General features: G+C 35.0%; 20 protein-coding genes. 9 read left to right on the top strand and 11 right to left on the bottom strand.

All coding sequences use genetic code 11. The features are described 5' to 3' along the window. Window positions 1-49: 49 nt before the first annotated feature. The 4 genes from cgtA to rplU form a co-directional block, all read right to left on the bottom strand. Entirely contained in the window at window positions 50-1,216 is a 1,167-nt protein-coding gene (cgtA, locus tag GYW75_RS06605; RefSeq protein WP_065590203.1) for an Obg family GTPase CgtA, read from the bottom strand. Beyond that, window positions 1,216-2,181, bottom strand: coding sequence for a DMT family transporter (locus GYW75_RS06600; protein ID WP_065590204.1), 966 nt, complete (start codon window positions 2,179-2,181; stop codon window positions 1,216-1,218). Before GYW75_RS06600 ends, cgtA begins: the two co-directional genes overlap by 1 nt. Window positions 2,182-2,270: 89 nt before the next feature. Next, entirely contained in the window at window positions 2,271-2,531 is a 261-nt protein-coding gene (gene rpmA / locus GYW75_RS06595) for a 50S ribosomal protein L27 (protein ID WP_034915250.1), read from the bottom strand. 15 nt (window positions 2,532-2,546) lie between these two features. Next, window positions 2,547-2,855 (bottom strand): 50S ribosomal protein L21, encoded by a 309-nt coding sequence (gene rplU / locus GYW75_RS06590; RefSeq protein ID WP_025314436.1) that lies wholly within the window; start codon window positions 2,853-2,855, stop codon window positions 2,547-2,549. A 231-nt stretch (window positions 2,856-3,086) separates the two neighbouring features. On the opposite strand from rplU, the gene narX reads away from it, so the two are divergent. From narX to GYW75_RS06575, 3 genes are all read left to right on the top strand, one after another. After that, window positions 3,087-4,895, top strand: coding sequence for a nitrate/nitrite two-component system sensor histidine kinase NarX (narX, locus tag GYW75_RS06585; protein WP_065590205.1), 1,809 nt, complete (start codon window positions 3,087-3,089; stop codon window positions 4,893-4,895). A gap of 2 nt (window positions 4,896-4,897) precedes the next feature. After that, a complete protein-coding gene (gene narL, locus GYW75_RS06580) occupies window positions 4,898-5,551 on the top strand; it encodes a two-component system response regulator NarL (protein WP_065590206.1) in 654 nt (217 codons plus the stop codon). Between the two features lie 204 nt (window positions 5,552-5,755). Next, the gene (locus GYW75_RS06575; RefSeq protein ID WP_065590207.1) at window positions 5,756-6,778 is read left to right on the top strand and encodes a DUF4272 domain-containing protein; all 1,023 of its coding nucleotides are present in this window, start codon (window positions 5,756-5,758) and stop codon (window positions 6,776-6,778) included. An 843-nt stretch (window positions 6,779-7,621) separates the two neighbouring features. Here the strand turns inward: GYW75_RS06575 and GYW75_RS06570 are convergent. Then, the gene (locus GYW75_RS06570; RefSeq protein WP_238786422.1) at window positions 7,622-9,004 is read right to left on the bottom strand and encodes a hypothetical protein; all 1,383 of its coding nucleotides are present in this window, start codon (window positions 9,002-9,004) and stop codon (window positions 7,622-7,624) included. 703 nt (window positions 9,005-9,707) lie between these two features. Here GYW75_RS06570 and deoC point away from each other — a divergent pair. The 3 genes from deoC to ispC all read left to right on the top strand — a co-directional run bounded on the left by deoC (window position 9,708) and on the right by ispC (window position 12,376). Next, entirely contained in the window at window positions 9,708-10,373 is a 666-nt protein-coding gene (gene deoC, locus GYW75_RS06565; protein WP_065639686.1) for a deoxyribose-phosphate aldolase, read from the top strand. A 61-nt stretch (window positions 10,374-10,434) separates the two neighbouring features. Continuing rightward, window positions 10,435-11,196, top strand: coding sequence for a DNA-binding transcriptional repressor DeoR (gene deoR, locus GYW75_RS06560; protein ID WP_174798830.1), 762 nt, complete (start codon window positions 10,435-10,437; stop codon window positions 11,194-11,196). Window position 11,197: 1 nt separating this feature from the next. Beyond that, a complete protein-coding gene (ispC, locus tag GYW75_RS06555; RefSeq protein WP_174798829.1) occupies window positions 11,198-12,376 on the top strand; it encodes a 1-deoxy-D-xylulose-5-phosphate reductoisomerase in 1,179 nt (392 codons plus the stop codon). 169 nt (window positions 12,377-12,545) lie between these two features. On the opposite strand, the gene GYW75_RS06550 is transcribed toward ispC, so the two are convergent. After that, window positions 12,546-13,505, bottom strand: a complete 960-nt coding sequence (locus tag GYW75_RS06550; RefSeq protein ID WP_085164610.1) for an aminoimidazole riboside kinase — start codon at window positions 13,503-13,505, stop codon at window positions 12,546-12,548. Between the two features lie 313 nt (window positions 13,506-13,818). On the opposite strand from GYW75_RS06550, the gene GYW75_RS06545 reads away from it, so the two are divergent. Then, on the top strand, window positions 13,819-15,288 hold the full coding sequence (locus tag GYW75_RS06545; protein ID WP_174798828.1) for a glycoside hydrolase family 32 protein: 1,470 nt from the start codon (window positions 13,819-13,821) through the stop codon (window positions 15,286-15,288). Between the two features lie 48 nt (window positions 15,289-15,336). Here the strand turns inward: GYW75_RS06545 and GYW75_RS06540 are convergent, their stop codons facing one another. Further along, entirely contained in the window at window positions 15,337-16,341 is a 1,005-nt protein-coding gene (locus GYW75_RS06540; RefSeq protein ID WP_174798827.1) for a LacI family DNA-binding transcriptional regulator, read from the bottom strand. Between the two features lie 201 nt (window positions 16,342-16,542). On the opposite strand from GYW75_RS06540, the gene GYW75_RS06535 reads away from it, so the two are divergent. Then, entirely contained in the window at window positions 16,543-17,781 is a 1,239-nt protein-coding gene (locus tag GYW75_RS06535) for an oligosaccharide MFS transporter (protein WP_174798887.1), read from the top strand. Window positions 17,782-17,962: 181 nt separating this feature from the next. Continuing rightward, a complete protein-coding gene (gene cysE / locus GYW75_RS06530; protein WP_174798886.1) occupies window positions 17,963-18,724 on the top strand; it encodes a serine O-acetyltransferase in 762 nt (253 codons plus the stop codon). 64 nt (window positions 18,725-18,788) lie between these two features. On the opposite strand, the gene GYW75_RS06525 is transcribed toward cysE, so the two are convergent. From GYW75_RS06525 to coaBC, 4 genes are all read right to left on the bottom strand, one after another. Next, on the bottom strand, window positions 18,789-19,622 hold the full coding sequence (locus GYW75_RS06525) for a mechanosensitive ion channel domain-containing protein (RefSeq protein ID WP_085164619.1): 834 nt from the start codon (window positions 19,620-19,622) through the stop codon (window positions 18,789-18,791). A 61-nt stretch (window positions 19,623-19,683) separates the two neighbouring features. Beyond that, entirely contained in the window at window positions 19,684-20,277 is a 594-nt protein-coding gene (slmA, locus tag GYW75_RS06520; RefSeq protein ID WP_034909580.1) for a nucleoid occlusion factor SlmA, read from the bottom strand. Then, entirely contained in the window at window positions 20,274-20,732 is a 459-nt protein-coding gene (dut, locus tag GYW75_RS06515; protein ID WP_034909576.1) for a dUTP diphosphatase, read from the bottom strand. The genes slmA and dut overlap by 4 nt, the downstream gene beginning before the upstream one ends. Beyond that, window positions 20,716-21,942 carry a bifunctional phosphopantothenoylcysteine decarboxylase/phosphopantothenate--cysteine ligase CoaBC gene (gene coaBC, locus GYW75_RS06510; protein ID WP_174798826.1) on the bottom strand — a complete coding sequence of 409 codons (1,227 nt, stop codon included), beginning with the start codon at window positions 21,940-21,942 and terminating at the stop codon, window positions 20,716-20,718. The genes dut and coaBC overlap by 17 nt, the downstream gene beginning before the upstream one ends. Window positions 21,943-21,969 lie beyond the last annotated feature (27 nt).

The raw sequence follows: 21,969 nt of genomic DNA, 5'->3' as shown, positions 1-21,969 counted from the left end.
TTATACGCAATGGCTAATTTAGGCGAAATAAAATAGAATATAATACTTATTATTTTTGATAAATAAATTCAACACCTTCTTCATCGCTTTCGTCCCAGTCATCAAAATCATCGTCATCATCAAAAGCCTCATCCATTGCTTGTTGATGGTAATCATCCCACATAAATTCCACTTTTTCAGGTGATGACTCTTCTTGTTCGGCTTCACGTGGATGCGCATTGATATATTCCATTAAGTCCCAACATAAGGCCTTTATACCTTCTTGATTAATGGCTGAAATAATATAATATTTATCTTGCCAATCAAGTGCCCTAGCTATTTCAGCTGCACGTTTAGCGCTCTCTTCAGGACCTAATACATCCATTTTATTAAATACCAACCAACGTGGTTTATTAGCTAATTTTTCACTATATTGTTGAACCTCTTTGATTATTACTTTAGCATTTTCTATCGGATCTGATTCATCTACTGGTGCCATATCGATCAAATGAACTAAAACACGACAACGTTCAAGATGTTTTAAGAAACGAATACCAAGTCCTGCACCGTCTGATGCCCCCTCTATTAAACCAGGAATATCAGCAACAACAAAACTTTGTTCATTATCCATTCTTACTACACCTAAACTAGGCACTAAGGTAGTAAATGGGTAATCTGCAACTTTCGGTTTAGCTGCTGAAACTGAGCGAATAAAAGTTGATTTACCAGCATTAGGCAAGCCCAACATCCCCACATCAGCAAGTAATAATAATTCTAATAATACATCGCGCTTTTCACCTGGAGTACCATCAGTTTTTTGTCTTGGCGCACGATTTACCGATGATTTAAAACGCGCATTTCCAAGCCCATGAAAACCGCCCTTGGCAACCAATACTTTTTGTTGGTGATGCGTTAAATCACCAATAATTTCACCTGTATATTTGTCGGTAATTCGTGTTCCCACAGGCACTTTAACGGTAATATCTCGACCACGCTTACCCGTACAATCAGAACCCTGTCCATTTTGGCCACGCTCAGCGCGGTAATTTTTTTCAAACTGAAAATCAACTAATGTATTTAAATTCTCATCAGCAATAAAAAAGACATCACCACCATCACCACCGTCGCCACCATCAGGACCACCTTTAGGTATATACTTTTCTCGGCGAAAACCGACACAACCATTTCCACCATCTCCAGCTTCAACACGGATTGATGCTTCATCAACAAATTTCATTATTCTTCCCCTTTATTGCGGTTAATTAGCCAGCCTTTCCTTGGATGCCAAATATAATGCCCAATGGTCGCAAACATAGCACCCGCAACAACAGATACTGCACCAATATAACCTAAAATATTTAAATATTGCATAGCAAACTTTTCAGGCCAAATTAAAGCAAACAAATCTGAAAAGATGAGCGAAAATAATGGCGTTAAAGTTGTTATTGCACTCACTTGTGCTGCTTGCCAGCGCTCCATAGCCATCACTAACGCACCATAAGCAATAATAGTATTTAAACCACAAAATATGATAGCAAACAGTTGAGTTGCATCAGCATTTATAATTTTACTTGACGACGTAAAAGGCAACAAAAAAACAGTACAAATAAGGTAAATTAACCAAAGTAACTGTTCTGCACGTAATTTCTGTAATAGTACTTTTTGAGCAAGCGCATAGCAAGCCCATGATACCGAAGCCAGTAAACCAAACCACACACCAATACCATACGAAGACATATTAGAAAACAGATCTACAATATTTTTATTAAAAAATAACGCAAGCCCAACTAATAATACTAAAATACCAATAATTTGAGTCGGCCTGAGTCGCTCTCTAAAAATAAAAGCACTTGAAATCATAAAAATCACAATGCCAGTTTGCCCGACAACCTGAGCGGTTGTAGCTGAAAGATACTGAACTGCACTAGCAAACAGTGCAAAATTACCCAACAACCCAAAACCTGCAATCATCAATAAAACAAAACGACGATGTTTTCTGAACATCATTAAATTAGGAAATTGCTTTTTGTAAGCCAACCAAATAGTAATACCAAGAGCTGAAATAGCCAATCTCGACCAAGCTAATGTCAATGGATCAACAACCACTAGCGCATATTTCATTGCAATTGGCACAATGCCCCACATCACTGCGGTTAACATGGCAAGTGCAAAACCTAATTTAACATTTTGCTGCTTTATCATATCACCATCAATTTTATATTAACTTCAAGAAATGAAAAAAGCCCCACAATAATTGTGAGGCTTCTAAAACTTTTTGAACCGTTTATGAATTAGCTGTTAGCAACTACACTAACATAACGACGATTCTTAGGTCCTTTAACTTCAAACTTTACTTGTCCATCAATTAAAGCAAATAGGGTATGATCACGACCACAACCTACATTAGTGCCTGGGTGGAATTGAGTTCCACGTTGACGAACTAAAATGTTACCAGCAAGAACTTCTTGACTACCATAACGTTTAACACCTAAACGTTTACTTTGGGAATCACGACCATTACGTGATGAACCACCAGCCTTCTTATGTGCCATTGTTCGATACTCCTATTAAGCGATTGCAGTGATCTTCACATCAGTGAACCACTGACGGTGACCTTGTTGTTTACGATAGTGTTTACGACGACGGAATTTAACAATTTTCACTTTATCGCCACGACCGTGTTCAACAATTTCTGCTTTAATTGTTGCACCTTCAACAAACGGAGCACCAACTTTGATGTCTTCACCATTTGCTACCATTAAAACTTTATCGAAAACAACTTCTGCACCTGTTTCGACTTCAATTTTTTCCAAGCGAACGACTTGTCCTTCGCTAACTCGGTGTTGTTTACCACCACTTTGGAAAACTGCGTACATACTTAACTCCGCAATAAAAAGCAGACGATTACTTGATTAAACATATATGTCTGCGTGATTAATCTTATAGGGCGTGAATTTTACGCAAATTTTATTCTTGTTGCAAGCGCTGTTTAACAAAAGATCGCAAAAAGTTACAAAAAAGATCAGATAGATACTATTTTCAAGCTACAATAACCATAAATTACTATTTAGCTAAAATAAAATTACAAAATAATATTGAGTGTTTATATGTCGAAAATAAAAATTCGCCCCACCGAATCAATTATTAATCGTTTAACACTATTACTGTTCTGTTTAGGTGCTATTGCTTTAATCGCTTTATCGTTTTCAATCCAGGTAGCCAATGATACAAAAGGTGGGGCATATATGGTTAATCAATTAGGCTTACTAAGAATGAAGAACTACCAAATACTAACAATGGTTCCACTCAATAAGAAAGATTATGATAATTTAAATATTTTTATTAATATTTCTTCATCACAAAAACATTTAACGCTTTTAAAACGCTACAATTTAATTAATGAATTTAATCAGTTAGAAACTGATTGGAATACTCGACTTATTACTAAAATACAGCAAGCACAAAAAATCGATGAAATAAGAATTGATATTGAAAGCTATGTTGCTCGTATCAACCATTTGGTAGATAAGATTGATCAAAAAACCGAAAACAAAATTTATTATATTTCTCAAGTACAACAATTATTTATTGTTATTATCGTAATTTTTTTAGCTGTTCAAATTTATTACTTACGTTACTACCTTCTTGCACCATGGCAAAAATTAGTTAGTATGGCTGAAGCAATTTCTAGCCACAATTTTAAATCGCGTTTTAATATTAAAAGCAGAAAGAATGAATTTGATCTTTTAGGGCTAGCTTTTAACAAAATGTCCGAGCAAATTGAATCACAATATTTATTGTTAGAAAAACAAGTTGCAGAAAAAACAGCTAAATTACAACAAACCAATAAAATTGTTTCATTTCAATATCAAACAATTAAGCAACTACATACTTCAGAGCCATTGTGTGAACGTTTTCTAAAAATACTACACAAATTAGAAGATTTAGTACCATTAACTCAATTTAAAATCCGTTTTTATGAATCAAATGATCCTGAGCATTATCAACAAATCAGTTACGATAATGAGCAAAAATTACCTTATTGCCAAAATTCTAAATGCAAAGCTTGTTTAAGCTCATCAAAATCTTATCAAAAAAATAACTTTCAACGCCATTGGCACCTTCAAGAAAACGGGGAAAAATATGGGATATTATTTGCTTTGCAGCCAAAAAATATCATATTAACCAATGAACAAGAAAACTTAATTGTGGGAGTTATCGAGCAAATGACTACTGCAATGAAGCTCGATAGACAAATTGAACAACAAAAACAATATTTATTAATAAAAGAACGCTCAGCAATGGCCAGAGAGCTGCATGATTCCATTGCTCAATCTCTATCTTGTTTAAAAATACACCTCAGCTGCTTACAAATGCAATCAGATTTAACATCACAAAGCAGTATTGATTTATTGGCAACAATGCGTAAAGAAGTCAATATAACCTACTCTCAACTAAGAGAACTAATTACCTCTTTTCGCTTACGCCTTAACCAAACGGGTTTTTATGCAAATTTAATGGAATTAATTGAGGAATTTAATCAAAAATTACAATTCAATATTCAGTTTGAATATTTATTGCCGCTGAATATTATCAATAGTAAATATGCATTTCATTTATTACAAATTATTCGTGAAGGACTAAATAACATATATAAACATGCTAAAGCCACACAGGTTATTGTCAGTTTAAAAATTGATGATCATCAAATTATTTCCGTCTGTATTGAGGATAATGGCATTGGTTTACAAAACAATATTAAACAGGATAATAGTTATGGTCTAATCATTATGCGTGATAGAGTTGAAATACTAAATGGTAATTTAACAATAAACAGTCCTCCCCACAAAGGGACACAAATTATGATAGCATTTAAGGTTAATAAAACCATTTCATTCAAAGCAATAGAAGAGTAAAAATGGAACAAATAAATTGCTCAATACTTCTTATTGATGATCATCCAATGTTAAGAAATGGCGTAAAACAGCTGATAAATACAGTCAACCATTTTGACATTGTGGGAGAAACTGGCTCTGGAATAGAAGGCGTTAAATTAGCCGAAGAGCTTGATCCTGATATTATTCTACTTGATATCAATATGCAAGATGTTAATGGATTAGAAATATTACGCTACTTGCGTGAAAAAAAAATATCGAGTCGCATTATTATGTTTACAGTATCAGATGCAAAAGAAGATATAATCACCGCACTAAAAACAGGTGCTGATGGCTATTTATTAAAAGATATGGAGCCTGAAGATTTTCTAAAATCACTACAAGAAATCTCGATTGGAAAGCTAATTATGGATAATGCTATTTCACATATTATCCTCAATTATATGCGTAATAACGAACAACTAACTACAAAACAGATGCATGATGTCAGTTTATTGACACCAAGAGAAAATGAAATTTTTAATTTATTAGTACAAGGACTACCAAATAAGCTAATTGCAAAAGATTTAGGTATCGTTGAAAGCACAGTCAAAGTACATATCAAAAGTATATTCAAAAAACTTAATTTTAAATCAAGAATGGAAATGACAGTATGGTATTTACAAAGTAAGGAATAAACGTATACATTGAAAAATAAAATATATCTTGTTCAGCGATGCACCAGATAAAATCATTTATTCAACAGAATAACAAACATCACAAAACGGAGTATAGCATTTAAAAAATATAGAAAACTACCATGATCTATTATAGAATTAGATTAAAAAACAGCCACTATTTATAATAATAAAAATACCAAATCTAAACTAGGAATATTTGAAATGCCAATATTGATAAATGCTTATTCTACAGTCACTCATCCACCAGCCATTAATTTTCCCTGCGAGCGTCTATACCATCGCGGATTGGATGATTCTGAGTTGACGAAACACCTTGATGGTTTTATCGGTTATGTCATGCAAGCAGGAGATGGGCAGATGAATTCACGCCGTTATGCTTTGTATCGCCATATCCAACGAGTTAAACATCAATTTACCTTTGAGATTGAAGAAGATAATTTCAATGAATTTACCACTTGGGGCTGGCAGGCGAATGCAATTATATTTATGCCTGATGGAACTATTCGGAATCCTGACGGAGATGTATTACAAGATCCTGATGGTAACATTGATTTAGATGTAATCGTCCCTTATCCACTAGAAGCATTAAAGCGAAAAACAAAAACTGAACAGTATTTAGCCAAATTGGGGTTGCATACACCTACACATTTACCACCGGTTATTGCCGAATCGGAAGTAATACTTAGAACACCTGACGAAGTAGCTAAACGAGCCTTAGCAATAATGTTAACAGGTATTCAGGCTGAAAGTTTTAGAGAAAATGATCCAATTAATCCGATGGAATTTAAAGAACGTTGTCCAATGGGGTTTGAGGCTTTATCAAATAATGAGCGTGACTTTATTTATAGCGGGCAGCCGACAGAGCAAGATGTGATAGATATGTCTTGGAAATACGAAGCATTATTACCTTTACAATGGGCTATCAATTGGCAATCTGAGCTCCCTTTTGCTGATACTATCTGCGATGTTTCATCGTTAGTTGACCAAGGAATGCAACATAGTGGACAAGATTTTTCAACCGTGGCCTTAAGACCAGTTAGTGAATTGTTGGATGCTTTAGATTTACACTACCGCTTACATTGGATAACCACAGATTTTCGAATGAAAGATAAGCAACCTCCCGCATCGATTATAAGTGATGTTATTCAAGAGCGTCATTATGCTTTAAATTGGTTAACCAATTTTGAAAATGCTGATTGGGATGATGTCGATACACCAACCTAATATTTTCATCTTCTCATTTGTTGACATCATATTTAATATGGTGTCAAAGTTCTAAATATTAACCATAATATCAAAGCTAATAAATAGTTTAAACTTTCGTTTTCTATCTTTTTAAATCGCTAAATATTTGCTGATTATGTCACATCACCATAAAAAGAATTAACACGATCCTTACCAAAATATTATACATAGCCCTCTCTATCATTTTTTTATTTTGATAATATTGTTGTTCATATTGTTCTAGCAATACCTAGTTCTTGGCTGAACAACCACGCATACAATAATAATAGATTTCAATATATTTAAATAGTGCTTTATTGGCTAGCATCCTCGGTCACTGCGAACGAGCATATTTTTAAGAAAGTAGCGCCGAAACAAAGCTTGCTTTAATGTATTACAGACTAAATGACGGTCTAGGTAACGACTCGTTTGCCTAGCTTTTCGATATTATGAAAGTTAATATTCCCCCATAAAATCGTTCAGGTAGAGTATTGATTTTATTAAAGTTTTTTAAATTTAATGTTTTTGTAAAATCAAATACTTATAGTTTGCTTTATGTTTTTATTACGATGTTTTTTGGATTATTTACCACTCTTACAAATTGCTGACAACTGCAGCAGGATAGCAAAGAGACCATTTTATCCCAGCTAAAGCCAAAAATTGCTAAGAAAATCGCTCTATCTTCTTAGCTCATACATTGCTACTAAAACTATTTAAAGCAAAAGCTCAAAACGTCCGAAACTATACCGAATAAAAACAACCATTAAAGTTTACTTTTTTTAATAGATTGTCTGCTATTGAGAATATAATTCCCCCCAGCAGTCAAGGACTAAATCCGAAAGGCTAATTAGCAGCACAAAGTCCATTCCTACTAGCTCTCCCACCGAGCACATCACCGTCGTCCGAGTCAACACCGAATAAGTAATTATTTCCAGTATCACTTGTCCAGTAGTTGCGACTAGCAAAATCTGCGTTGGTATAACGGCTCATATCTCCCCACTCAGTAAAAAAGCCTACGCCAATTCGACGCTGGTAATGATTACCAGATGATGATGGGATGGCACCGACAGAACCTTGACACCAGTGACCTGACCACTTACCGGAACAAACCGCATTAGTTAAATCCCTTACCTGTGGAAAACGATAACCTAAATGGCTACACCAAGAAGCTTGTTTAGAAGCGTCAGTCGCTCGAAATCCACGATTAACGAACCATTGCTTCAACACAAACCCATACTTGACAACCACACTACCTTGACTATCTCTACCCACTAACTCGAATGTTTGAGGCAAGGTTGGCTTGCTAATTGGACTTGGGGAATCTGAGCTTTTTTGGTTATCACTTGCCCTAGGACCCGTTAGCGTAACGCGCATTACCTCTACTGAATGATTGGATATCCAATTATCGCCTGCATTTGGTAACGTCCTTGTCACAGTAGCTGTTATTCCCCCATGTGTAACAGAAGCCCAAGTCAACTGGCGACCTCCCCCTATGTCTAAATCAAAGTACAAGCCATCTGCACCTGTTGTCGGAAAATTTTGTTCATAAGTTGCTGGATTAGTTGATTGGACTAGAAATCCTTTAGTTGGATTCCAAATATTAGCTGGACCAGCGTAATCACCTTCACCATAGGTTAGATTTGGTCTTACATGACAGATTTTAGGAGGTAAATTTGGGCTGATGTAGTACTCCACCGATTGACGGTGGAAATAATTTGTATCTGGTACACCGTACTGTGTTTTTAAAGCCCCCTCTGTACTACTTAATATCACCTTATAAGGTGCTTTACAAATATCTAAAATATCATTACGACTAACAGCATTACCATTTTTATCGGAAAAATAAGCAGATAGATTTCCTTTTGCGGTTACGCCATTTATTCCCTGACCATCACCATCATCATCGCCCCAATAATGATAAGTGTTCACTATATCATTTAAACTGACTGAATCAACTGATGAGGGAATCAACATGTGAATATCACTTAAAGTACTTCCTTTAGGTAAAGTTATTGGATTTGTTACGCTTGATGTATTGGTTGATGGAGTAACTATTGTTCCATCCAATAGAGTGATATTCAATAAATCATCGGTTGTGATCGCTTTAGTTTTACCACCATCAAATGTTAAATATGGTGCACTACCTTCTATAACATTACTAGTATGCGCAGTTAATGCCTGCAAATTAGGCGAATACGGCAATAACAACAATGGCACTAATACCAACGTTTTTTTTGTAGATAATTGTATGGATAATTTCGATGCTAAAAATGAAGTAAGTGTAAAAACTCGTCTAACGTGGTTATTTAATAAATTTAAGACATAGGTTTGCCAGTGCTGGTGTCTGGTGTCTGGTGTTGATAAGTATACTGCATAACATCCCTTTTGTAAAGTAATATATTGTTTTATTTTATTTTTTTAACGATCTATAATCTATAAAATATAGCTGAATTAATTCTAATTTTTAAAATTATAATGTTTAAAAAAAATTTGGCTACATTTTTAACTAAAAATTTTGTAAAGATTTATTAAGATACTTGATTTTTTTTGGATGTGCTGAGTTTCGATCGTTTTTATCTTGTAATAAAACACACTCGGCTCAATAAAACAGAGTATTATAAAAAAATGAAAAATAGAAGAATTAAATTCCATTAACTCTTTTCCTTCATCAGGATGTGCTGTCACCTAAGCGAAATTAGCACGCCAAATAATAATATTTGGTAAATTATTGATATAAATGTTATTTCTTTCACGAAAAACTAAAATTTAAACACAGATTTTTATCTGTACTATTTCAATCAATTACGCCATAATGTTATAAAAATAACAGTGCTTGGCTATATTTGTTATTTTTATAACATCCCTATTTATTTACAGACTAACAATATTTAATTAAACATTATTACAAAGACATTTTAAGGATCTCGTTATGAGTTATGCAAAGTATATCGATCATACTTTACTTGCAATGAACGCAACAAAAGACCAAATCACTAAACTCTGTGAAGAAGCTAAACAATATCATTTTTATTCAGTTTGTGTAAATTCAGGCTATGTTCCTTTAGTGGCTAGTTTACTAAAAGGTAGCGATGTAAAAGTGTGTTCAGTCGTTGGCTTTCCTTTAGGTGCAATGCTAACTAGCGCTAAAGCCTTTGAAACCGAAATGGCGGTTAAAGCAGGTGCGCAAGAAATCGATATGGTCATCAATGTGGGTTGGTTAAAAAGCAATGATTGGGATGCGGTTAAACAAGATATTGAGGCGGTATTTAATGCTTGTGGCGCTGTGCCATTAAAAGTGATTTTAGAAACTTGTTTATTAACTAAAGACGAAATTGTTAAAGTTTGTGAAATTTGTAAGCAAATCGGTGTTGCTTTTGTTAAAACCTCGACTGGGTTTAGTGTATCTGGCGCAACGGTTGAGGATGTTAAGTTGATGCGTGATACCGTTGGCAATGAGATGGGCGTTAAGGCATCGGGTGGTATTCGTGATCGTCAAACGGCTGAAAAAATGGTTCAAGCGGGGGCTTCGCGTTTAGGGGCTAGTGCTGGTATTGCGATTGTTTCTGGTGATGTAACTTCGACCAGTGATTATTAATCAATGATATCAATTAATAAGCTACTTATGTAGCTTGTTATTATTGATTTATAGGATCAGCATGGAAACACAATCACAAAAAAGAGTGAATGATCTTATTCAACTTTTAAAAAAAACAGATAAGATTCATTTAAAAGAAGCCGCTAAGTTGTTGGCTGTTTCAGAAATGACCATTCGCCGAGATTTGAGCAATGTTGGTTGTTCCCTAAGTGTTTTAGGTGGCTATGTTGTTAGTGATGCTCGTCATCAAATTACCCCGTATTTTTTGTCAGACCAACAAGATAAACAGGTTTATGAAAAACAATATATTGCCAATATAGCTAGTAAATACATTGTAGAAAACGATACCGTCTTTTTTGATTGCGGTACGACTATTCCTTTTATTATTGATGCCATTGATGATGAAATAACTTTTACTGCTATCTGTTATTCATTAAACGCATTTTTAGCATTACAAAATAAATCTAATTGTAAGACAATTTTATGTGGTGGTCATTATCAGGCTAATAATGCGATTTTTAGCGCTATTGGACAGCATAGTGAATTAAATTCGATTTGCCCAAATAAAGCATTTATTTCGGCCGCAGGGATTGATATTAAGCAAGGCGTAACTTGTTATCATTTTGATGAAGTTGATATGAAATTGCAGGCGATAAAAAAATCAGGTCAAAATATTTTGATTGCCGATCATACTAAATTTAATCAAGTTAAACCGGCTTTTATTGGTGAGTTAACTCTGTTTAATCAAATTATTACAGATAAAGTGCCAACCAAGCAATTTATTAATTTTTTAGCTAACCATAATATAGATTTAATGTATTAATATGAAAAATATCACAATTTTAGGTTCGACAGGTTCAATTGGTTGCAGTACGCTAGCGGTTATTGCTCAAAATCCACATCTATTTAAAGCTTATGCTTTAGTAGGAGGTAATAATGTTGCCAAAATGACTGAGCAATGTCTGGCTTTTAAGCCTAAATACGTTGCCATGGCAACAGCGCAAGCTGAGACGGCATTAAGAGCAAATCTTGCCAATCTAAAATTGGATATTGATGTGTTAAGTGGTGAACAAGCCATTTGCGACTTAGCGCAGTTGCCCGAGGTCGATCAAGTGATGGCGGCTATTGTGGGGGCGGCAGGATTAAAACCAACGCTTGCTGCGATTAAGAAAGGTAAGCGTATTTTGTTGGCCAATAAAGAATCGCTAGTAACCTGTGGGCATTTATTTATGCAAGCGGTTAAAGAGTATGGCGCTGAGTTGTTGCCGGTAGATAGCGAACATAACGCTATTTTTCAAAGTTTACCAACGGCGGTACAGCATGATTTAGGTTTTGCTAACCTTGCTGAGCATGGTATTACTAAAATCGTGTTAACAGGTTCTGGCGGACCATTTCGCGATTGGGATTTAGCTAAACTGGTACATGTCACCCCCGAGCAAGCGGTTGCTCACCCTAATTGGTCGATGGGTAAAAAAATATCTGTCGATTCAGCAACGATGATGAATAAAGGGCTGGAATATATTGAAGCTCGTTGGTTATTTAATGCCAGTGCCAACGAAATGGAAATTATTATTCATCCGCAATCAATTATCCATTCAATGGTACGTTATCAAGATGGTAGTGTGGTGGCTGAACTTGGTGTGCCTGATATGTGCACGCCAATTGCTTATGCCATGTCTTACCCCGATCGTGTGCCTTCAAGCGTACCACCTTTAGATTTTACGCAAATTTCGTCGTTAACCTTTAAACAACCTGACTTTGGTCGTTATCCATGTTTAAAATTGGCAATAGATGCCTTTAATCAAGGGCAAGCGGCTACCACAGCGCTCAATGCCGCCAATGAAGTTGCGGTTGAAGCATTTTTGCAACATAAAATTGGTTTTATGGATATTGCTAAAAATGTATCAAAAGTATTAGATCAATTGGCTTTCCCTGAGCCATCGACGATTGATGATGTTTTTATGATAGATCAATGGGCAAGATCACAATGTAGTCGGTGTTAAATGCTATTTGATTTTATAAACAGTAATTTAACTAAATAGTTGAGTTATTAAATAGTTAAATTACTGAGTAGTTAAGTTATTGAGTGGTAAAGGGCAGTCAATCATAATTATATTTTGAAACTATTGTATTCAATCTTGCTGCCCTATTAGTAAGTTTTTACTATTTTTATTATGCCATTTGTTTTGCTGTTAATGTTGGATTATCGCTAATAAATGATTGTAAAAATGTACTATCAGGTAGTGCAGTTAATGCGCCTTTTTTGGTTGTAGCTAAGGCTCCACAAGCACTGGCAATGGTCATCATGCTTTCTAACATCAGTTTATCCTCAGGCATGCCTGAGGATGCAATACTGCTGAGTAATCCTGCGACAAAAGCATCACCTGCACCAGTTGTATCAACACTATTTACATGGTACGAATCAAACGAAAATGTTTTTCCTTGCCATAATACAATGCTGCCATCTTTACCTTTGGTAATTAATTTTAATGGTGCTTCATAGTGTTGTTGTAGTTTATTTAATGCTTCACTCCAATCATTGCTTTGAGTTAACCAAAATAGTTCTTCGTCTGATAGTTTGAGGATATCAGCATCATGACAAAATTGAGTAATAGTGGTGCGCATTTCGTCTTTATTGGCCCACATCTGTTCGCGCAAGTTAACATCAAAGCTGATTAGGCCATTTTTAGCGGTAAGCTGTTCAATCGCAGTTTTAAGTGTTTGACGGCAGGTGTGGCCAACTAGCGCCAAAGAGCAAAAGTGTAAAATATCTTGGTTAAAATTAGGAATTGCTTGCTGAGATAAAAATTGATCAGCTGAAGGGGAAACCAAAAAAGTAAAACTACGTTCACCGTTTTTTCCTAAATCAACAACCACAGTACTTGTTCGATGATGTTCATCTTTTTCAAGGCTTTGGCAATCAACGTTATATTGGCGGAATGTGGTTTCCATAAAATCACCAAAAGGGTCATTACCAACACGACCAATAAACGCTGAAGGCAGCCCTAATTTTGCAATACCAATTGCAACATTTGCAGGTGCGCCACCAGCACATGCTTTATAATTCATATCACCAAATGGCAATAAATCAATAACGGCATCCCCAAGGGACCAAACTTTAGTATTATTCATTTTTTAACTCGATTATAGTTAGTTACTGCGGTAATCTAGTATAGAGACAGATTACTTGAGTTTTTTGAAATATGTCATCTTTTTACTTTTTAGTAAAGTCATTAATAGTTAATCTGTTGTTGAATTTATAATAGTCATTTTTTAAAAGTCCGCCATAGACTAAATCATTTGACAAAAAATTCATTGTTAACGTTAAAAATATGTGACTATCATCACATATTTTATCGCTAATTTCATTAACAGTTAACGTTAACAATTAAATTAAGATACTATTAAATAAAGGTATCTAATATTGGATAAAAAAGGGGTTTTTATGTCTACTGCTATTGATAAAGCCAATCTAGCTGTTAAAAATTTAGAAAAAGTAATGAATAAACAATATTATCCACATTTTCATTTAGCTCCACCAGCTGGTTGGATGAATGATCCTAACGGTTTGATTTACTTTAAAGGTCAATATCATGCCTTTTATCAGCATCATCCTTATGATGAAAATTGGGGACCAATGCATTGGGGACATGTTGTTAGTGATGATTTAGTCACATGGCGAAGGTTGCCAATAGCTATTGCTCCCGATCAAGAATTTGATAAGTCAGGCTGTTTTTCTGGATCGGCCGTAGATAATAATGGTGAGTTATGCTTAATTTATACTGGTCATATTTGGTTGAGTGGCCAAGGTTATGATGAACAGATTCGACAAAGCCAATGTCTTGCAACTAGTAAAGATGGCATTCATTTTGAAAAGCAAGGCACAGTACTTACCCCTCAAGACGGAGTGATGCACTTTCGCGATCCTAAAGTGTGGCAACAAGATGGTAAATGGTGGATGGTTGTTGGTCAGCGAACGCCAAATAATGTTGGTCAAGTTTTACTATTTAGATCTGATGATTTAAATGAATGGCAATTGGATCATGTTGTAGTGAGTGATATCGATCCTGATGTTTATATGCTTGAATGCCCTGACTTTTTTCCACTTGGTGATAAATGGGTTTTGATGTTTTCACCACAAGGGTTGAAAGCAAAAGGTTATCAGTATCGTAATCAATTCCAATCAGGCTATATAGTAGGTAATTGGCAACCTGGGCAGCAATTTTCAATAGTTAAACCTTTTCAAGAAATGGATTTTGGACACGATTTTTATGCACCGCAATCATTTCTTGCCGCTGATGGACGTCGTATTATTTTTGCTTGGATGGATATGTGGCAGTCAGCCATGCCAAGCAAAAAAGATAAATGGGCAGGCGCATTTACACTTCCTCGTGAACTGATTTTAGATCAAGATAATAAAGTCAGAAATCGCCCAGTAAAAGAACTTGAAGCATTGCGCGAAAAGCCAAAATCATTTGGTGAAATAACGCTCAATAGTGAACTTAAAAATACCAATATTGAGTCAATTTGTTGTGAACTTTGTGTTGAGTTTGATCTAAAAGAAAGTGATGCTGAGCGTTTTGGTTTGCAACTTGCTGCCACTGAAAATGGTAAACAAGCAACATTACTATATGTTGATTTACAATCTAATCGTATTGTTCTTGATCGTAGTTTATCTGGTCTTGAATTAACTGGTTATCGTAGCGTACCATTACCAGAAAGCCAAAAATTAACTTTACATGTGTATGTTGATGCTTCATCTATAGAAGTATTTGTTAATGGTGATTTATATAGCCTTTCAAGCCGTATCTATCCAAAATTACCAGCGGAGCGAGTAGTTAATTTATTTGCTGAAAATGGTAGCACCAAAATAACCAAATTAGATAGCTGGCAGTTAAAATCTATTTATGCGTAATTGATGATTGAATTGATCGCCATTGGGCGGTCAATTTATTTAAGTAAGTTATAATGAATTCCTTTCTAAATAAGGTGATGCTACCTGTATTATCTGTTTTTGGTTTTTGTTATTAATTATATGTAAAGCTGCTTGTTCTCCAATCTCATAATGAGGCAATTGCACTGTTGTCAGTGGTGGATAAAATAGTTCACCAGTACCTACCATGTTATCGTAACCTAATACAGCTACATCAGAAGGAATATGAAGTCCTTGACCGAGTAAATATTGATAAGCAACAAAAGCTATTCGATCATTACCACAAATTAATACATCAAAATCAGGTTTTTTATTACAATGTTGTTTCAGTATATCAACCGTCATCATATATTCTTGTGCAAGGTCATCTGATAAAGTTGAGGTATGGTAACTAGTAATCTTATTTAAATTGTAACCCGCATCTAACCACGCTTGCTCAACGGCTTTACGTCGAGTTTTTCCTGCTAATGTGGTTTCTGATAAATAGATGCATAATGGTTTTTTATAGCCTTTCTTTATTACATGTTGCATGGCTTGATATTGACCCAAATAGTCATTTGGAATATAGCAAGCTAGTTGTTTTGAATCACTTATACAGTTGGCTAATACAACATTTTTATCTAATAACTTTTCAGGAAGTTCAACTTTTCTTAATCCCATTGTGGTATAGATAATACCGTTAGGGCGATATGATAGCAGGGTGTTTATTGCATGATCGGGATCTTTATCATCAAATAAATTAACGATAAAGGTATTCCAGCCATGATCTTGTGCGGTCTTTTCTATGGCTTGTAGTAATTCTACCGAAAATGGCGTCATTGCTGTTTCTAATGCCAAAACACCAATTGCACTTGGTCCTGAATTATCACCACGAATCTTCCTTGCCGATAAGTCAGGTACGTAATTAAGGTGCTCAATAGCTTGTTTAACGCGTTTGTAAGTTTCTTTATTTAATTTTTCAGGGTTATTTATTGCGCGTGAAACCGTCATCAATGAAACAGATGCTAGCTTTGCAACATCCTTAAGTGAAGCCATAGTTAAATCCTTTTGTTTAACAAGATAAAAATGATTATCAGCCATTACTATGCATGATGATACCACAAATAGAAATGATAAAAAGTGTGAGGTAAGTAACATTTATGACAATTGGTTCTATCTATTTAGTATCAAATATGACAATAATGTTAACGTTAAACTTCATCGATTTTCAACAATATAAGAGTAATAAACATGAATATGATAAAAAATAGAAACTATTGGTTCTCGTCTGGTTACCTTATTACTTTTTATGCTGCGTGGTCGCTGTGGTGGTCTTTTTACGCAATTTGGCTAAAAAGTAAAATTGACTTATCAGGTGAGCAGTTAGGTATTGTTTATGCGGCTAATTCTGCCGCAGCCATGTTTTTCATGATTTTCTATGGCATTATCCAAGATAAATTACAAATAGGTAAAGCCGTAGTGACCTTCCAAAGTATTATCATGGTTCTTATTGGCCCTTTTTTAATTTATGTGTATGAGCCTTTATTAAAAAATGATTTTATTTGGGGTGTTTGTATCGGTGCACCAGTTTTAAGTGCTAGCTTTATTTCGGGCAGTGCTTTGATTGACTCTTTTATTGAACGTATTAGTCGATTATTTGGCTTTGAATTTGGTCCTGCTCGTTTTTGGGGATCATTTGGTTATGCTGCTGCAACGTTTGTTGCCGGTATTTTATTTGGTATTGATCCTCATATTAACTTTTGGATGGCGTCGGGTGTTGCGGTTATCTTTTTCACCATTAATATAGTATTTAAGCCAAAACAATATCAAGCATCACCAACTGAAAATAACGATACTGCTTTAGTAGAAAAAACAACGACTATACCAACAATGGGCGAAATCTTATCGCTGTTTGGTTTGCAAAAATTTTGGTTGTTTGTGTTGTTTGTTATTGGTACTTATAGTTTTTATACTATCTATGATCAGCAGTTATTTCCTAATTTTTATACTGGTTTTTTTGAAAAACCAGAAGATGGCTATCAAGTTTACGGTTATTTAAATTCCTTCCAAGTCTTTTTAGAAGCAACTTGTATGATTATTGCTCCTTATTTTATTAACAAAATTGGAGCTAAAAAATCGCTATTAGTTGCTGCACTAGTTATGATTTGCCGAATTGCATTATCTGCAACGTTAGATAATATTTATCTGATATCATTCGTTAAGTTATTTCATGCAATTGAAATTCCATTATTTATTTTGGCGATGTTTAAATATATTGTAGGTAATTTTGATGCTCGGTTATCTGCTACACTTTATTTAGTTGGTTTTAATATTTCATCGAATCTTGGCGTTATTGTGTTGTCATGGTTTGTGGGTAAATTATTTGATAATACAGGATATGCGACAACATTTTATGTGCTTGCTGGGGTTGTTTTGATTACTTCAATAATAGCTATATTTACTTTAAGTGACGAAAAAAAAGCAAAACAACAATGATTTTAAATTAGCTCTAATAATTATAAAAATGGGGACATATTGTTTCCATTTTTCTTTTTATTGATGTTAAATCAATACAATCCTTGCTTCTAAGGAAAGTTTGCGAAACAATATTAGCAATTTTAGATAATATGTATAGGGACTTGTAGTGAACGATGTAAAAGTAGTTGTTAAACCCGAGATGTTATGGAAAACCATTCGACAAGAAGCCTCTGAGTTAGTTGAAAGCGAGCCGATGTTAGCTAGTTATTTCCATGCAACTTTACTCAATCATGAAGATCTGGGGAGTGCTTTAAGCTATATTTTAGCTAATAAGCTTGTTTCTCAGGTTATGCCCGCTATTGAAATTCGTGAAATTGCCCGTCAGGCTTATCAAGCGGACCAAAATATTATTCAGTCAGCTATATGCGATATCATGGCTGTTTATATTCGCGATCCAGCCACTAATTACTATTCAACACCACTTCTTTATTACAAAGGATTTTTATCCTTGCAAGCTTATCGAATTGCACATTGGCTTTGGAAGCAAAAACGTAAATCATTGGCTATTTTTTTACAAAGCCAAATTGCGATTGTATTTGGTGTTGATATTCACCCTGCGGCAAAAATTGGCTGTGGAGTAATGTTTGATCACGCAACAGGTATTGTGATTGGAGAAACAGTGGTAATTGAAAATGATGTTTCTATTTTACAATCGGTTACATTAGGCGGAACGGGTAAAGAAAATGGTGATCGCCATCCAAAAATTCGTGAAGGGGTGATGATTGGAGCTCATTCAACGATTTTAGGTAATATTGAAATAGGCAAAGGTGCTAAAATTGGAGCTGGCTCTGTTGTGTTAGATCCCGTACCTCAGCATACAACCGTTGCAGGTGTACCAGCCAAAGTGGTGGGTTGCCCTGATTGCGAAAAACCAGCATTAAATATGGATCAAGATATTTAATTGTTATTAGATAATAAAAAACTCCGTTGATAAACACAGACGGAGTTTTTTAATAATTGATTGGCTACTTATTGTTAAGATTTACATCCATTGTTGGGTATGGAATATTAATATTATTTTCAGTTAATCCATTTTTGATATTTTCAAGCAGCTCACCTTTTACCGCGCCATAATTTTCGTTTAATGTCCAAACTAACACATTAAAATTCATCGAGGACGCATCTAAAACATCTAATCGAATGGTAGGCTCTTTGGATGTTAATATATTATTAGTTTTATCAACTGCTTGCTTTAACACTTGATAGACTTTTTGAATATCTGAATCATAACCAACATTAACCACCAAATCTAAACGTCTTTCTGGTAAACGAGTATAGTTGATAATATTAGCACTTACTACTTGGCTGTTAGGAATTATAACTAGTTCGTTGGTTGGTGTAACAATAGATGTTGAGAAAATTTGTATAGAATCAATAATACCTTGCTGACTATTGATTATTACCGTTTCACCAACTTTAAATGGGCGAAAAATAATTAAAATCACTCCAGCCGCAAAGTTAGATAGTGAACCTTGTAACGCTAAACCAACAGCTAAGCCAGCCGCACCAATCACTGCAACAATAGATGCTGTTTGTACTCCTAATTGACCTAAAACAGCAACCAATGTCATTACAATAGTCGCATAGTATGCTAATGCACTGACAAATTTAACAACAGTTGGATCAACGTGTCGATTTGATAATATTCTTTTTAATTGGTTGCTAATAAATCTAGCGATAGTTCTACCAATCACAAAAATAACAATGGCAAAGCAAAAATGAGCAATATAGCTAAATACAACCCCATCATATTTTTCAATGAATGAAAGGGTATAATTTAAGAAACCTTCAAAATTCATATTATTATCCTCAGTAATGGGTAATAGAAATTTTTTTTAAAGTATTTTAATTCACAATTGGCTAAACAAGTTGTTTGATTAATAAAGACCAACGTGTATCAAAATTAGTTGTTGGTAGATATTTAAAACCTGAACGAGAATAACGTGCCATCATTCCCTCGCAAAAAGCTAATAATTGGCTAGATAAAATGCGTTCATCAGTTATGAAGGCAACACCTTCACGAATTTTTCGCTCGCGTAAAACTTGTTTAATTTGAGTTTCAATTCGTTCAAATAGCTGGCTAATACGTTCTTGTAACTGATCTTGCTCAAACATTAATGCGTGCCCAGTCATAATTCTGGTTAATCCTGGGTTCTTTTCAGAAAACCCTAATATCAAAGCAAGAATAAGTTGTAACCGAGTAAATGTATTTGGCTCTTCATGCATGATCACATTTATACGGGATAACAAGATATCTTCAATATAGACAATTAAACTTTCAAACATTTTTGTTTTACTCGGAAAATGTCGATATAAAGCTGCTTCAGAAACACCTACTGTTGCAGCTAATTTAGCCGTAGTTATTCTTTGAGTACCTTCATTAGATTCAAGCATTTTTGCCAATGCTTGTAAGATATCTTCTTTGCGATTTCTATTTTTGCTACTCACGATCATTTTTTACCCGAATGTCCAAAACCACCTTCGCCTCGTGCTGATTCAACAAATTCATCAACAATGTTAAATTCGGCTTGTACAACCGGAACAATGATTAGTTGAGCAATTCGATCGCCTGCTTCAATCACAAAAGGAGTTTGGCTTCGATTCCAAACAGGCACAAATAATTGACCTTGATAATCCGAATCAATCAAACCCACCAAATTACCAAGTACAATACCATTTTTTGAACCAAGCCCTGAACGCGGTAACACTAATGCCGCTAAACTAGGATCAGCAATATGCATTGATAAACCAGTCGGGGTTAGGATAGTTTCTCCTGGTTTTATTTCGGTTGTTTTATCAAACATTGCTCTTAAATCAATGCCTGCAGATCCTTCAGTTGCATAAGTAGGCAAAGGAAATTCGTTACCTAAACGTTTGTCTAATACTTTTATATCAATTTTTCTTTTCATCATGACTCGCTTTATATCGTGTTATAACAGTTTGAAGTAACTGTGTTGCTAATTGGTTTTTACTGCTTAATGGTAACGTTTGCTCACCATTTTGCCAATACAGTGTTAATGCATTTTGATCGGAATTAAAGCCAATGGTTTTATCAGAAACATCATTAGCACAAATTAAATCTAAGTTTTTTGCGGTTAATTTTTTTAGTGCATAAACTTTAACATCATTAGTTTCAGCGGAAAATCCTACCACAAAAGGGCGATGTGTTTTTAGCGCTGCGACACTTGCTACAATATCGGGATTTTTAACTAATTCAATCACAAGCTCATCGTTATCGCCCGTTTTTTTAATTTTTTGTGTCGCAATTGTTTTAGCATGATAGTCGGCAACAGCGGCACAAGAAATAAAAATATTTGATTTTTTAGCGTAATTCATTGCTTCATCGTACATCTGTTTAGCGCTTTTAACGTCAATTCGGTTGACATTATTCGGCGTATGTAAATGAACCGGTCCACTAATTAATGTGACATTGGCACCCATTTGAGCAGCGGCGTTTGCAATTGCAAATCCCATTTTTCCTGAACTGTAATTACTAATATAACGAACTGGATCGATTTCTTCGATTGTTGGTCCTGCCGTAATGGTAATTGATATATCTGAAAGCACTGAGGTTGATTTAAAATAGTGGGTTATTTCTTCAACAATAGTGAGCGGCTCAAGCATACGTCCTGGTCCAACATCACCGCAGGCTTGAAAACCACTGTCTGGACCTAAAATTAAGGTATTTCTTGACGCTAATACAGATAAATTATGTTGAGTTGCGGCGGCTTTATACATTTGTTGATTCATCGCCGGAGCAATGGCAATTGGCGAAGATGTTGCTAAACAAATTGTTGATAACAAATCATCGGCAATACCATTTGCCATTTTAGCAATAATATTGGCGGTTGCAGGCGCAATTAATACTAAATCAGCCCATTTGGCAAGTTCAATATGACTCATAGAAAGCTCGGCCGATGGATCAAAGAGATCGCTAGAAACCTGATTGCCAGAAACAGCTTGAAGCGTCATTTTAGTGACAAAATGGCTAGCAGAATCAGTCAAAACAACACGCACTTGTGCGCCACATTTTTTTAAATGACGAACCAGATCAGGGCATTTATAAGCAGCAATGCCGCCAGTAATTCCTAATAAGATACGTTTACCTGTTAGACTCATAAGCCAGCTTCCTTCCTACCAAAATGA

The organism is Gilliamella sp. ESL0232, from assembly GCF_013346885.1.
Classification (GTDB): domain Bacteria; phylum Pseudomonadota; class Gammaproteobacteria; order Enterobacterales; family Orbaceae; genus Gilliamella; species Gilliamella bombi.
Note: the sequence above shows the minus strand (reverse complement) of the source record. Positions and strands in the feature narration are given on the sequence as shown.